The 13,684-nt window shown below is 43.6% G+C and carries 13 protein-coding genes; 12 read left to right on the forward strand and 1 reads right to left on the reverse strand.

The genetic code is table 11. The features are described 5' to 3' along the window. Nucleotides 1-6: 6 nt before the first annotated feature. From cysC to MHI33_RS09015, 4 genes are all read left to right on the forward strand, one after another. Nucleotides 7-600 (forward strand): adenylyl-sulfate kinase, encoded by a 594-nt coding sequence (gene cysC / locus MHI33_RS09000; protein ID WP_044141963.1) that lies wholly within the window; start codon nucleotides 7-9, stop codon nucleotides 598-600. A 29-nt stretch (nucleotides 601-629) separates the two neighbouring features. Continuing rightward, nucleotides 630-1,385 carry a uroporphyrinogen-III C-methyltransferase gene (gene cobA, locus MHI33_RS09005; protein ID WP_106065261.1) on the forward strand — a complete coding sequence of 252 codons (756 nt, stop codon included), beginning with the start codon at nucleotides 630-632 and terminating at the stop codon, nucleotides 1,383-1,385. Between the two features lie 74 nt (nucleotides 1,386-1,459). After that, a complete protein-coding gene (locus MHI33_RS09010; RefSeq protein ID WP_111911487.1) occupies nucleotides 1,460-2,245 on the forward strand; it encodes a sirohydrochlorin chelatase in 786 nt (261 codons plus the stop codon). Next, nucleotides 2,226-2,729, forward strand: coding sequence for a precorrin-2 dehydrogenase/sirohydrochlorin ferrochelatase family protein (locus tag MHI33_RS09015; RefSeq protein ID WP_106067390.1), 504 nt, complete (start codon nucleotides 2,226-2,228; stop codon nucleotides 2,727-2,729). Before MHI33_RS09010 ends, MHI33_RS09015 begins: the two co-directional genes overlap by 20 nt. Nucleotides 2,730-2,759: 30 nt before the next feature. Here the strand turns inward: MHI33_RS09015 and MHI33_RS09020 are convergent, their stop codons facing one another. After that, a complete protein-coding gene (locus MHI33_RS09020; protein ID WP_065097251.1) occupies nucleotides 2,760-4,469 on the reverse strand; it encodes an Rqc2 family fibronectin-binding protein in 1,710 nt (569 codons plus the stop codon). A 164-nt stretch (nucleotides 4,470-4,633) separates the two neighbouring features. Between MHI33_RS09020 and MHI33_RS09025 the strand changes: the two genes are divergently transcribed. The 8 genes from MHI33_RS09025 (at nucleotide 4,634) to def (ending at nucleotide 13,682) form a co-directional block, all read left to right on the forward strand. Next, a complete protein-coding gene (locus MHI33_RS09025; protein WP_065097252.1) occupies nucleotides 4,634-7,309 on the forward strand; it encodes a calcium-translocating P-type ATPase, SERCA-type in 2,676 nt (891 codons plus the stop codon). 82 nt (nucleotides 7,310-7,391) lie between these two features. Further along, complete coding sequence (locus tag MHI33_RS09030; protein WP_340910740.1) at nucleotides 7,392-8,267, forward strand: YicC/YloC family endoribonuclease; 876 nt, start codon at nucleotides 7,392-7,394, stop codon at nucleotides 8,265-8,267. Nucleotides 8,268-8,343: 76 nt separating this feature from the next. Next, the gene (gene remA, locus MHI33_RS09035; RefSeq protein WP_008344898.1) at nucleotides 8,344-8,613 is read left to right on the forward strand and encodes an extracellular matrix/biofilm regulator RemA; all 270 of its coding nucleotides are present in this window, start codon (nucleotides 8,344-8,346) and stop codon (nucleotides 8,611-8,613) included. 9 nt (nucleotides 8,614-8,622) lie between these two features. Then, complete coding sequence (gmk, locus tag MHI33_RS09040; RefSeq protein WP_340910743.1) at nucleotides 8,623-9,237, forward strand: guanylate kinase; 615 nt, start codon at nucleotides 8,623-8,625, stop codon at nucleotides 9,235-9,237. A 3-nt stretch (nucleotides 9,238-9,240) separates the two neighbouring features. Beyond that, nucleotides 9,241-9,444 carry a DNA-directed RNA polymerase subunit omega gene (gene rpoZ, locus MHI33_RS09045; protein WP_003211647.1) on the forward strand — a complete coding sequence of 68 codons (204 nt, stop codon included), beginning with the start codon at nucleotides 9,241-9,243 and terminating at the stop codon, nucleotides 9,442-9,444. A 117-nt stretch (nucleotides 9,445-9,561) separates the two neighbouring features. Next, nucleotides 9,562-10,779, forward strand: coding sequence for a bifunctional phosphopantothenoylcysteine decarboxylase/phosphopantothenate--cysteine ligase CoaBC (gene coaBC, locus MHI33_RS09050; protein ID WP_340910746.1), 1,218 nt, complete (start codon nucleotides 9,562-9,564; stop codon nucleotides 10,777-10,779). Then, nucleotides 10,776-13,184, forward strand: coding sequence for a primosomal protein N' (gene priA / locus MHI33_RS09055; RefSeq protein ID WP_106067450.1), 2,409 nt, complete (start codon nucleotides 10,776-10,778; stop codon nucleotides 13,182-13,184). The genes coaBC and priA overlap by 4 nt, the downstream gene beginning before the upstream one ends. 15 nt (nucleotides 13,185-13,199) lie before the next feature. Beyond that, on the forward strand, nucleotides 13,200-13,682 hold the full coding sequence (def, locus tag MHI33_RS09060) for a peptide deformylase (protein WP_065097256.1): 483 nt from the start codon (nucleotides 13,200-13,202) through the stop codon (nucleotides 13,680-13,682). Nucleotides 13,683-13,684: the final 2 nt, after the last annotated feature.

The following is a 13,684-nucleotide window of genomic DNA, read 5'->3' on the forward strand; positions in this document are numbered from 1 at the left end:
TATGACATGAGCAACGAACATATCGTGTGGCATGATTCATCTATTACAAAAAAAGAATATCAACAAAAAAACAATCATAAAAGCGGCATTATTTGGCTCACAGGTCTAAGTGGATCAGGTAAATCAACAATCGCAAATGCAGCGGCTAGAGAGCTGTTTGAACAAGGTTATCAAGTCACTGTTCTTGATGGCGATAATGTGCGGCATGGACTGAATAAAGATTTAGGGTTTTCAGATGATGACAGAAAAGAGAACATCCGCCGCATCGGAGAAGTGGCGAAATTATTTGTTGAGCAAGGAACGATTGTCATCACGGCTTTTATTTCACCATTTCAAGAAGACCGCCGCATTGTCAGACAGTTAGTTGAAGCGGGAGAATTTCACGAAGTGTTTGTTAAATGTGATCTGAACGTATGCGAAGAGCGTGACCCAAAGGGCTTATATAAAAAAGCTAGAAATGGTGAAATTCCATTTTTCACCGGAATTGATTCACCGTATGAAGAGCCAGCTGCACCTGAGCTCGTTCTAGATACAGGTGAATTATCGCGTGAAGAGTCCAAACAGCGTCTTGTTGATTATGTAAAGGGAAGAGCGAAATAATCGCCTGATGGCAGGGGGAGAAAAGCACGATGGGGAAAGTATACATTGTGGGGGCTGGACCTGGGGATCCAGACTTAATTACATTAAAAGCCCATAAGGCAATACAGCAGGCAGATGTCATTTTATATGATCGCCTTGTCAATCAAGAAATACTCGCCCACGCCAAACCCGAGGCGGAATTAATCTATTGCGGCAAGCTCCCGAATCATCATACGATGAGACAGGAAGCCATCAATGAAGCCCTTGTGACCTATGCAAAGGAAGGGAATGTTGTCGTCCGTCTGAAAGGCGGCGACCCCTTCGTATTTGGCCGCGGCGGTGAAGAAATCGAATGCTTAGCTGAGCACGGAATTCCATATGAAGTTGTCCCGGGGATTACCTCTGGTATTGCAGCAGCTGCTTATGCAGGCATTCCTGTGACGCACCGTGAATTCAGCTCGAATGTTGCGTTTGTCACGGGTCACTATCAAAAAGATGAGCATTTTGAAGAAAAGTGGGAGGCACTGGCTACGGGGATTGATACCCTTGTGATTTACATGGGCGTCAAAAACGTAGAAAGAGTGCAGCAGCTTCTTTTAAAAAATGGACGTGATCCTGAAACGCCAGCAGCGTTTATACACTGGGGAACCACGACGAGGCAAAAGACGACTTGCTGCACTGTGGCGACACTGTCAGAAACCGTTGAAAAAGAAGGCATCGAGCATCCAAGCTTAATAGTTGTTGGAGATGTCGTTCATTTTCACCAAAAGCTGAACTGGTTTGAACCTGCCCTTATTGAGAAATGAGATTGATAAAGACAAGACACGTACATTGATCGTGTCTTTTCGTCTGAACAAAACAAGTGAGAGGGAGGAGCCGCATGAAACAAGCTGTACTTTATGTTGGGCATGGAAGCAGGGTAAAAGAAGCACAAGATAAAGCCATTTCTTTTATGAAAAGCTGTATGCCGTTAGTAGAAGCCGAAATACAAGAAATTTGTTTTTTAGAACTGACAGCCCCTTCTATAGAGGAAGGTTTTGAAGCCTGTGTGAAAAAAGGAGCTACACACATTGCGATTGTCCCGCTCCTCCTTTTAACTGCTATGCATGCTAAATCAGATATTCCAGTTGAGATTGAGAAAGTTCAAAAACGATACCCGCAAGTGAAGGTCACATACGGGAAACCAATTGGGGTCAATCAAGAAGTGACAAAAGCAGTTGCTGCAAGAATTGAAGAAGCAGGATATCAAGGCGGGAAAGCACGGATTCTTTTAATTGGCCGCGGAAGCTCTGATCCAGATGTGAAGCGAGATGTGTTTGGCATTGCGGACGATGTCCGGCGCCTGCTGCCTCTTGCTGAGGTCTTGCCATGTTTTATTACAGCATGTGAGCCAAATTACCGAGATGTTCTTGCGCAATTAACAGCAGATGATGATACGCCTGTCTATCTCGTTCCTTACTTGTTGTTTACGGGTATTTTAATGAAAGAGATTGAAAGCGAAGCGGCTCAGGCGAGAGAGAGGCTAAAAGATGTCCGGGTATGCCGGTATATTGGCTTTCATCCGCATGTAAAAGCAGCTTATATTGAACGCGTGCAAGAAACCATTTTAAACAAAGACGATGCGTTTCATTTCCAAGGAGAAAGCCATGCTTCCAGTCCATCTTGATTTAACCAATCAACAAGTGCTCATCGCCGGCGGTGGAAAAATAGCCGCAAGAAGGGCAGAGGCGCTATGCATAGAGCCTTGCCACATCACCATCGTGAGTCCTGACATTTCTAAAGAGATGGCACGTCTCATTGATACATACAACCTGAATTGGAAAGAAAAGAAAGTTGAAGCTGAAGATGTAGAGGATGCTTTTTTCATTGTCGCTGCTACAAACGATCCGGCGGTAAATGAATGGATTGCACAAACAGCACGGCCTTACCAGCTTGTCAATTGTGTGAGCCAATCAGAGCTTGGCAATGTGATCGTACCAAAGGTGGTCAAAGCAGGGAAAGTGACGATTTCAGTCTCTACAAGCGGTGCAAGCCCAGCCCGGACAAAACAGCTGGCTGCGGAAATTGAGACATTGCTTGAACAAGAGGATGTAGATGCACTTGATGCTCTCTATATCGAAAGAAAAAAACAACAAAGAAAAAGCCGATAAAATCTCTTGAAAGGATTTTATCGGCTTTTATTATTTTCGCAGCTTTAGCACCACGTCTTCGTCAGGCGTGACAAATAATGTTTGCTGTTGATCATACGTCACAAATCCGGGCTTGGCTCCCTTTGGTTTTTTCACATGCCGGATTTTCGTGTAATCGACAGGAACAGAGCTCGACTCTTTTGCCTTCGAGAAGTAGGCAGCGATTTGAGCCGCTTCAAGTAGCGTCTGTTCATCAGGCGTTTGATGACGGATGACGACATGTGATCCAGGAATATCTTTCGTGTGTAGCCAAATGTCGTCACGGGCAGCCGCCTTTGTGGTTAAATACTCGTTTTGTTTGTTGTTTTTTCCGACTAATATCGGAATCCCTTGAGACGATTCATACGCTTCAAGCTGAATGGCCGCCGTTTTTTTCTTTTTGGCGTTGCGCTTTTGTTTGGCGCGTAAATATTTCCCTTCAACAAGCTCTTCTCTCATTTCCTCTAAATCCTTCGGTGAGGCAGAGGAGAGCTGCTGAATCAACTCATCAAAATAAGCAATCTCTTCATGCGTCCGCTCAATTTGCTCATTGACTGCTTCTACTGCATTTTTTGCCTTTTGATATTTTATGAAATATGCTTGCGCATTTTCAGAAGGGGTTTTGTTTGTTTTGAGCGGTATTGTGATTTCTCCGCCATCTTCATCGTAATAATTGATGACAGTCGCTTCTTTATCCCCTTTTTTGATGGCATATAAATTGGCTGTTAGCAATTCGCCATAGAGCTGGTATTTATGGGCATTTTGAGATTCTTCAAGGGTTCTGTTCAGTTTTTTGAGTTTGTTTTCATTTTTCTTTTTTTCATTTACGACAAACCGTTCAAGGTCAGACGCTTGTTGTTTCACTCTGTCTCTTTCAGCTTTGCCGAAATAAAAGCGGTCAAGCAGCTGGCTGAGAGAGTCGAATGTCTTTATTTCACCATCGACATGCTGCAGTTCTAATAAATAGAAATATTCTTTCCCGTCTTTTCTTGTGAGCTGCGGGGTAAAGGAATGCATGCGAATCAGCTGGAACATGTCGAGTAGCGTATTTGGAATCGTTTCCTTATTGGCAAGACCGGCCCTGTGTACAGCTTCCTTTGCAAACAGCGGAGAAACCCCAGAGAATGTTTCGACAATTTGCTTTGCGATCATTCCTTCTTGAAAGCGTAAATGCTTTAAAATATCGTCCTTCGTTACTGCAAACGGATTTAATTTTTGCTGCGCAGGCGGCAGAAGGTATTCGTGACCAGGAAGCACTGTTCGATAGCTGTTCACAGATGGAGAAAGATGCTTCAAGCCATCGATGATCTGCTGCGTGTCATCTTCGACAAGAATCAAATTACTATGCCTTCCCATGATTTCAATGTAGAGCTTTCGAGTCTGTTCGTCGCCAATTTCATTGCGACTTCGTACATGAAGTACGATCACACGGTCAAATCCAATTTGTTCGAAACGCTCAATGAATCCGCCCTCAAGATGTTTTCTAAGGAGCATACAAAACATTGGAGGTTCGCTTGGATTGTCATATTGCTGCTCTGTGAGCTGCACTCTAGCGTAGCTCGGATGAGCGGATAAAAGGAGCTTGTGATTTTTTCCGTTTGCCCGGATATGAAAAATCAACTCGTGCTTATATGGCTGATGAATTTTTGAAATTCTTCCACCAGTTAATGTCTCTTGCAATTCATTTGTCATACCATATGTAAAAATGCCGTCAAATGACATGTTGGATACACCCTCTTCTTTCACACAAATCTACTGAAAGAACCTTTCATTTCTCGTTCTTTAGGCAGTCTTATTATTATAGCATGATTTAGGACGAGTCTGAATAAACTGGCTTATAGAACACTGCATATGAGAGAGAACAAAAGAGGAGTGGACGAGGTCAAATGAATTGGCATGAACTGAACCAAACCGATTTATTAAAAACAATGAATACATCGATAGGTGACGGACTGTCAGAAAAAGATGTACAAAAACGGCTTGAAAAACACGGGCCAAATGAATTGCAAGAAGGGAAAAAGGCGTCGGCTCTGATCATTTTTTTAGCGCAATTTAAAGACTTTATGGTGTTAATCTTGCTTGCAGCAACGATCATTTCTGCTTTTCTAGGCGAATACATTGATGCAGTCGCCATTGTAGCGATTGTTCTAATTAATGGAGTGCTCGGATTTTATCAAGAACGCCGGGCGGAAAAATCCCTTCAAGCGCTAAAGGAATTATCAACCCCGCATGTATATGCAAAGAGAAATAATGAATGGATCAAGATCCCGTCCAAACATCTCGTGCCAGGGGATATTGTGAAATTTTCAAGTGGAGACCGGATTGGGGCAGATATTAGATTACTAGAAACAAAGAGCCTGGAAATCGAGGAGTCTGCTCTCACTGGCGAATCCATTCCAGCAGTCAAACACGCAAGTCCGCTTTCTAGTAATCATGTCTCGCTTGGAGATTTGACGAACATGGCCTTTATGGGGACGCTTGTCACTAGAGGAAGCGGCATGGGCGTTGTCATTGGTACAGGAATGAATACAGCGATGGGACAAATTGCCGGCATGCTGGATGCAGCAGGGAATATGGAAACACCGCTGCAAAGACGTCTCGAACAGCTGGGGAAAATCCTCATTGTGGCTGCTTTATTTTTAACTGTGCTCGTTGTGGTTCTTGGCATTGTGCAAGGACATGATTTGTATCATATGTTCCTGGCGGGAGTATCTCTTGCGGTTGCTGCCATTCCTGAAGGGCTGCCGGCGATTGTCACCGTCGCACTTTCCTTAGGAGTACAGCGGATGATCAAACAAAAATCGATTGTCAGAAAGCTCCCGGCGGTGGAGACTCTTGGCTGTGCGTCGATTATTTGCTCAGACAAAACAGGAACCATGACGCAAAATAAAATGACTGTGACCCATGTATGGGCAGAGGGAAAAACGTGGAATATTTCTGGTACGGGCTATGAGCCATCTGGTGATTTTACCTTGAACGGAGAACTTGTCCATGTAGACAAACATCCAAGCCTGCAAAAGGTGTTATTATACGGAGCGCTTTGTAATACATCGACCATCGTTGAAAAAGATGGCGAAATGAGGCTTGATGGTGATCCGACAGAGGGGGCACTTCTCACCGCAGCACGTAAAGCGGGTTTTACAGAGCAATTCATTGAAGCGGGATTTCACGTAGTAGAAGAGTTTCCTTTTGATTCAGAAAGAAAGATGATGTCAGTCGTCGTCGAAACGAATCAAAAAGAGCGGTACGTCATTGCAAAAGGTGCGCCGGATGTCTTGATGAACCGTTCAAGCCATATCATGCACGGCGGACGCACAGCTTCATTTTCAACCACTCACAGGCAAGAAACAGAGGCTGCGATTCAAGGATTAGCAAGACAAGCGCTGAGAACGATTGCCATTGCGTATAAAAAAGTTGGTCTGACCGAGAAAATCACCACTGTCCAGCAGGCTGAAACTGATTTAACATTTATCGGACTAGAGGGCATGATCGACCCGCCTCGTCCTGAAGTGAGACGAGCGATTAAAGAGTGCAGGGATGCGGGCATAAAAACAGTCATGATTACAGGGGATCACGTGGAAACAGCCAAAGCGATCGCAAAAGACTTGAGCCTTTTACCAAAGCAAGGAAAGGTGCTCGACGGAAAAGCGCTGGATCAGCTGAGTGACAAAGAGCTTGAGCAAACGGCTGAAAATGTATACGTCTTTGCACGGGTATCACCGGAGCATAAGCTGAGAATTGTGAAGGCTTATCAAAAAAATGGACATATTGTAGCGATGACAGGTGACGGGGTCAATGATGCGCCTGCAATTAAGCAAGCAGATATCGGTATCTCCATGGGCATCACTGGAACAGACGTAGCCAAGGAAGCGTCCTCTCTTATTTTACTTGATGACAACTTTGCGACCATTAAATCGGCCATTAAAGAAGGCCGAAATATTTATGAAAACATTCGTAAATTTGTTCGCTATTTGCTCGCATCAAATGTGGGAGAAATTTTGGTTATGCTGTTTGCGATGCTTCTAGCGCTTCCGCTTCCTCTCGTTCCTATTCAAATTTTATGGGTCAACCTTGTCACAGATGGTCTCCCGGCGATGGCGCTTGGTATGGATAAGCCAGAAGGCGATGTCATGAAAAGGAAGCCGAGGAATATGAAAGAGGGGATTTTTGCTAGAGGGCTCGGCTGGAAGGTTGTATCTAGAGGATTTCTCATTGGACTTGCGACCCTTTTAGCATTTATGTTTGTGTATCACCGTGATCCAAACAACCTGCCATATGCACAGACTGTTGCATTTAGTACACTTGTGTTGGCGCAGCTCATTCATGTATTTGACTGCCGCAGTGAACGATCCATCTTTGAACGCAATCCATTCGGGAATCTCTACTTAATCGGTGCGGTTTTGTCATCACTTTTACTGATGTTTGTGGTCATTTATTATCCGCCGCTTCAGCCGATTTTCAAAACGGTGGCGATTGCACCAATTGATTGGCTGCTGATCATCGGTATGTCTGCACTGCCAACTTTTTTACTGGCAGGATCACTTTTGACAAGAAAAAAATAATTCGTTATGGTATAATTTTGAGGTAATAGTGTCTGCTATTACCTTTTTCATTTATTAATATGAAAGAATTGGGTGTTTTGACATGATACGCAGTATGACGGGATTCGGTCAAGCGAGTAAAACGGATGGAGAACTGACAGTGTCAGTTGAGCTAAAATCGGTCAATCACCGTTTTAAAGAGGTTCATGCCCGTTTGCCGAGGCCGCTTTTATATTTCGAAGACACATTAAAAAAAATCATTCTTCGTCACGTGCAGCGTGGTAGAATTGAGTTGTTTGTTACGATTGAAGGCGGTAAACTAGCAAGCCGATCCTTGCAGATCGACTGGCCGCTGCTTGATGAATACATGAAAGCCGCAAAAGATCTCGAGAAACGCTATCACATTTCAGGCATTCAGCATGCACATGACTTACTGGGGCTAGAGCATGCCGTTCAAGTAGAAGAATCGTCCAGCCGAAATGAGCAATTAGAGCAATTGCTGATGGAAGCTTGTGAAACGGCTGTCAAGGAACTTTGCTTCATGAGAGAGCAGGAGGGAACATCACTTCAAAAAGACTGTGAGCTGAGGCTTTCTGAATTAGAGGCCTATACAGAAGAAATCAAAGTCTTTGCACCAGAGGTTGTGAGTCAGTATAAAGACAGGCTCAATCAGCGATTGCAAGAATGGATCGGAGAGGCGCTTGACGAAAGCAGATTGACAACAGAGGCTGCGATCTTTGCTGACCGCTGTGACATTACAGAAGAGATTACGAGATTGAAAAGTCACTTTCAGCAATTCCAGCAAATCTTGATGCAAGGCGGTGCTGCTGGCAGAAAACTTAATTTTCTTGTACAGGAGCTCAACCGTGAAGTGAACACCATTGGCTCAAAAGCGAACCATCATCACTTAACAAAGCTGGTGGTTGAAATGAAAAGTGCTATTGAAAAAATAAAAGAACAAGTGCAAAATATAGAATAGTCATTGTGTATGCTGTTTACAGTACGTCTCTTTCGGCGAGACTAGAGACGTTTATAATACAGGGGGACGTTAGAAGATGACCATAAAGTTGATCAATATCGGATTTGGAAACATCATTTCAGCGAATCGGATGATTTCGATCGTCAGTCCGGAATCAGCACCGATTAAACGAATGATACAAGACGCAAGAGATCGAGGCATGCTCATAGATGCTACATACGGAAGAAGAACCCGTGCTGTTGTCATTATGGACAGTGACCATGTCATCTTATCTGCCGTTCAGCCTGAGACTGTCGCGCAAAGACTTTCTGTAAAAGAAGAAATCATAGATGAAGGGCAGGGGTAATACGCCATTATGAAAGAAAGAGGACTATTAATCGTTCTCTCTGGACCTTCGGGAGTTGGAAAAGGAACGGTCAGACAAGCCATTTTCTCCCAGGAAGATGCGAAATTTGAATACTCAATTTCTGTGACAACACGTAAACCGCGTGAAGGTGAAAGAAATGGTGTCGATTATTTCTTTAAATCCAGGGAAGAATTTGAACATATGATTGAAAACAAAAAGCTGTTAGAATGGGCAGAGTATGTCGGGAATTACTACGGCACGCCTGTTGACTATGTAGAACAGACATTAAGCGAAGGAAAAGATGTTTTCCTTGAAATCGAAGTGCAAGGTGCACTTCAAGTAAGAGAAGCATTCCCAGAAGGTCTTTTTATTTTCCTTGCACCGCCTAGTCTTTCAGAACTTCAGAACCGCATCATTACACGTGGTACAGAGTCTGAGGAGCTCATTCGAAATCGAATGGCTGCTGCAAAAGAAGAGATTGAAATGATGGATGCTTACGACTATGTCGTGGAAAACGATGATGTCGAGCTTGCTTGTGAAAGAATCAAAGCGATCGTCCTTGCAGAACACCTGCGCAGAGACAGAGTCGCACCAAGATATAAAAAAATGCTGGGGGTAGAATAAACTATGTTAGATCCTTCAATTGACTCATTGATGAACAAACTTGATTCAAAATACACACTTGTGACAGTGTCTGCACGCCGTGCACGTGAAATGCAGATCCATCAAGATCAGCAAATTGAAAATACAAAGTCTTACAAATTTGTAGGCAAAGCACTTGAAGAAATTGATGCCGGTCTTTTGACATTTGAAAAAGAGGATCAAGAATAACACATCGCTTCTGGTATGCAGATACGATACGTTCAAAAAAGTCAAAACTATGATTGGTTTTGACTTTTTTGAATTGTAGACGAATTTGTGAAAAAGGCCGTTAAGGGGGACAAACGAATGTTACAGTCAAAAAATATTTTGCTCGGCGTCAGCGGAGGAATCGCCGTATATAAAGCAGCTGCACTTACTAGTAAACTCGTACAGGCGGGCGCAAATGTAAGAGTGATTATGACAGAATCTGCCCGTGAGTTTGTGACTCCGCTTACCTTCCAAGCACTGTCTAGGCATGAGGTGTATGTGGATACATTTAAAGAAAACAATCCAAAAGTCATTGCGCATATTGACGTAGCTGACTGGGCCGACCTCATTCTTGTTGCCCCTGCAACAGCACATACGATTGGCAAAATGGCGGCAGGGCTTGCAGATGATATGCTCACGACGACCTTACTTGCTTCAACTGCTCCTGTATGGATCGCACCAGCTATGAATGTGCATATGTATGATCACCCGGCTGTAAAGCGGAACATTCGCACATTATATGAGGACGGCTACCGGTTTATTGAACCGAGTGAAGGTTATTTAGCCTGTGGCTATATTGGAAAAGGGCGATTAGAGGAGCCTGAAAAAATAGTTGAGCACATCCGTGCATTTTTTGAAGAGCCAAAAAACTTACCGCTTTCAGGTAAAAAAGTCGTGGTGACAGCAGGTCCTACACGAGAAGTCATCGATCCTGTGCGTTTCTTTACAAATCGATCGTCAGGAAAAATGGGCTATGCAATTGCAGAGGCTGCGCAGCAGATGGGAGCTGATGTCACGCTTATTTCAGGACCTGTTTCTTTAACGGCACCTGATCATGTACATGTGGTACACGTTGAATCGGCAGAGGACATGTATCAAGCCGCATTAGCTGTGTACGAGGAAGCGGACCTTGTCATTAAATCAGCAGCAGTCGCCGACTATACCCCTGTGACCTCATATCCTCATAAAATGAAAAAACAGGACGGCGGCTTAGAAATTGAATTCACCCGGACAAAAGATATTTTAAAAGAGCTGGGGAAAAGAAAAGAGCATCAAGTGCTTGTCGGTTTTGCAGCTGAAACGCAGGATGTAGAATATTATGCGAAAAAGAAAATCGAATCCAAGCATTTAGATATGATTGTAGCCAACAATGTCACAAAAGAAGGTGCAGGTTTTGGCACAGACACAAATGTAGCAGCAATCATCAAAGCAGATGGTACAACAACAGAACTGCCGATGATGAGCAAAAAAGACCTCGCTTTTGAAATCTTAAAGGAGGCAAAACAGCTGTTGCCAAAAGAGCGTGATCGCGCATGATTGCTGAAGTCATCGTAGATGTCACAACGAAAGCCATTGACCGGCCATTCGATTACCGTGTACCAGATCGATTCAAAGATCTCGTCAAAGCGGGAATGAGGGTGGTCGTCCCCTTTGGCCCGAGGAAGATTCAAGGGTTTGTGACAAAAGTCAAAGAAGAAACAGATGTAAAAACAGGAAGCATAAAGGACATTGTCGATTTATTTGATTTATCACCTGTTCTGACAGATGAGCTATTGGAGCTTTCCCACTGGCTGACGGAAAAAACATTGTCCTATCACATTACGGCACTTCAATCGATGCTGCCTGCAGCCATGAAGGCGAAGTATGAAAAAGAAATTCAAGTGCTGTCAGATGAAGAACTTCCGCAGTCATTGAAAGAGCTTTTCGGTCAGCGAGACAGCATTCTTTACGCTGACATCCCAGCCGAACAACTAAAACAGATTCAAAAGCATGTCCAAAAAGGTCATTTAGAGGTAAGGTATCACGTCTCGCAAAAATCTGGAAAGAAAAAAGTGCGCACGCTCCAACTAGCTGCATCAAAAGATAAGCTTGAAGAAAAACAGCAGCAGCTGAAGAAAAATGCGGTGAAACAAAAGGCTCTGCTCTCCTTTTTGCTTCAAGCGAGTGAGACGACCTTTTTAGCGAAAGACTTGCAGCAGCAAACAGGCGCGAGTTCTCAAACGCTTAAAACCTTTATTCAAGAGGGGCTGCTAACAGAAAGCTATGAAGAGGTCTACCGGGATCCTTATCGTGACCGGGCATTTACACCTTCTGCTTCACTTGACCTTATGCCAGAACAAGCAGAAGCGGCAAAACATATTCATCAAGCAGTCAGCGGTGACCGGCATGAAACCTTTCTGCTGCACGGGGTGACAGGAAGCGGTAAAACGGAGATTTACTTGCAGACGATTGATCATGCCCTTCAAAAAGGAAAAGAAGCGATCGTCCTCGTTCCTGAAATCTCGTTAACCCCTCAAATGGTTCAGCGGTTTAAAGAACGATTCGGTTCAAATGTGGCTGTACTTCATAGCGGATTATCGACAGGGGAAAAATATGATGAATGGCGGAAAATCCACCGCAAGGAAGTCAAACTTGTCGTGGGCGCTAGATCGGCTGTTTTCGCACCATTTGAAAATCTAGGCATGATTATCATAGATGAAGAGCATGAATCTTCTTATAAACAAGAGGAAATGCCTCGTTATCATGCCAAGGACGTCGCCATTGAACGAGCCAGAAGGCATCGTTGCCCAGTTGTTTTAGGTAGTGCAACTCCTTCACTTGAAACCTATGCGCGTGCCAAAAAAGGCGTGTTTACATTGCTGACGCTCAAAAACCGAGTCAACCAGCAGCAGCTGCCGCACGTTTCGTTAATTGATATGAGAGAAGAATTGAGAAATGGCAACAGGTCCATGTTTTCAGAAGAATTAATGCTCAGATTAAAGGAAGTGCTTGAAAGAAAAGAACAAGCCGTCTTATTTCTGAATAAAAGGGGCTATTCATCCTTTGTGATGTGCCGTGATTGCGGATATGTGGAGCAATGTCCTCATTGCGAAATTTCTCTCACCTATCACCGCTATCAAAAACGGTTGAAATGCCATTATTGCGGTCACGAGGCACCGGTGCCAGCTGAATGTCCAGAATGCCATAGTGAGCATATTCGCTATTTTGGTACGGGTACGCAGCGTGTAGAAGAAGAGCTGACAAAAGTACTGCCAGAGGCAAGAGTCATCCGAATGGATGTGGATACAACGTCTCGTAAAGGTGCTCACGAAAAACTCCTCACATCTTTTGGCAATAAAGAAGCAGATATTTTGCTTGGGACGCAGATGATTGCAAAAGGGCTAGATTTCCCAGATGTCACACTTGTTGGTGTTCTAAGTGCGGATACGTCTCTTCATATCCCTGATTTCCGTTCAAGTGAAAAAACATTTCAGCTTCTCACGCAGGTCAGCGGCAGGGCAGGACGACATGAAAAAGAGGGCTCTGTGATCATTCAATCGTATACGCCTTCTCACTATAGTATTGAATTAACGAAGCAGCATGACTACGAAGCCTTTTATGAACAGGAGATGCTGCATCGCCGCCACCAGTCCTATCCGCCGTATTACTTTTTGGCGATGGTGACAGTATCACATGAGGAAGTGACGAAGGCAGCACATGTCACGGATCAAATTGTTCAGTTCCTCAAAATGAACTGTGCACCGAATACAAGAATTCTTGGTCCGGCTGCATCACCAATCGCTAAGATCAAAGATAGATATCGATATCAATGCGTGATAAAATACAAAAGGGAAAATGAACTGGCAAGTTTACTACGGAAAATACAAGATCATTATCAAAAGGAAATGGAACAAAAACAATTGATGATTTCAATAGATATGAATCCATATATGATGATGTAAAACGGAGGGCTTTAAGTGGCAGTAAAACCAATAGTCATGCATCCGGCAGAAGTACTTGAACAAAAGGCAGAGCCTGTCGATACGTTCGATAAAAAGCTCAAAAAACTGCTTGATGATATGTATGATACAATGCTTGAGCTAGATGGAGTCGGACTAGCAGCACCACAAATTGGCATTTCACAAAGAATTGCTGTTGTCGATATCGGAGAAGAACCTGGCAGAATTGATTTAGTGAATCCTGAGGTTCTTGAAATAAAAGGATATCAAACAGATATTGAAGGCTGCCTGAGCTTTCCATCTTTATACGGCACAGTAGAAAGACCGAGCTATGTGAAGGTAAAAGCCTTTGATAAGAAAGGCAAACCATTTACAATAGAAGCAGAAGGATTTTTAGCAAGAGCCTTATTGCACGAAATTGATCATTTAGACGGGATATTATTTACGTCGAAAATCATTCAAACCTATACAGAAAAAGAACTTGCGGAAATGGAAGGGTGAAG

Source organism: Bacillus sp. FSL K6-2971, from assembly GCF_038006405.1.
GTDB classification, from domain to species: Bacteria; Bacillota; Bacilli; order Bacillales; family Bacillaceae; genus Bacillus; species Bacillus pumilus.

Bases quoted from the DNA above. Each gene is read 5' to 3' on its own strand.
- cysC (WP_044141963.1), top strand. From the start codon at position 7: ATGAGCAACGAACATATCGTGTGGCATGATTCATCTATTACAAAAAAA.
- priA (WP_106067450.1), top strand. From the start codon at position 10,776: ATGATTGCTGAAGTCATCGTAGATGTCACAACGAAAGCCATTGACCGG.
- MHI33_RS09020 (WP_065097251.1), bottom strand. From the start codon at position 4,469: ATGTCATTTGACGGCATTTTTACATATGGTATGACAAATGAATTGCAA.
- MHI33_RS09015 (WP_106067390.1), top strand. From the start codon at position 2,226: ATGCTTCCAGTCCATCTTGATTTAACCAATCAACAAGTGCTCATCGCC.
- coaBC (WP_340910746.1), top strand. From the start codon at position 9,562: ATGTTACAGTCAAAAAATATTTTGCTCGGCGTCAGCGGAGGAATCGCC.
- MHI33_RS09010 (WP_111911487.1), top strand. From the start codon at position 1,460: ATGAAACAAGCTGTACTTTATGTTGGGCATGGAAGCAGGGTAAAAGAA.
- MHI33_RS09025 (WP_065097252.1), top strand. From the start codon at position 4,634: ATGAATTGGCATGAACTGAACCAAACCGATTTATTAAAAACAATGAAT.
- rpoZ (WP_003211647.1), top strand. From the start codon at position 9,241: ATGTTAGATCCTTCAATTGACTCATTGATGAACAAACTTGATTCAAAA.
- gmk (WP_340910743.1), top strand. From the start codon at position 8,623: ATGAAAGAAAGAGGACTATTAATCGTTCTCTCTGGACCTTCGGGAGTT.
- MHI33_RS09030 (WP_340910740.1), top strand. From the start codon at position 7,392: ATGATACGCAGTATGACGGGATTCGGTCAAGCGAGTAAAACGGATGGA.
- remA (WP_008344898.1), top strand. From the start codon at position 8,344: ATGACCATAAAGTTGATCAATATCGGATTTGGAAACATCATTTCAGCG.
- cobA (WP_106065261.1), top strand. From the start codon at position 630: ATGGGGAAAGTATACATTGTGGGGGCTGGACCTGGGGATCCAGACTTA.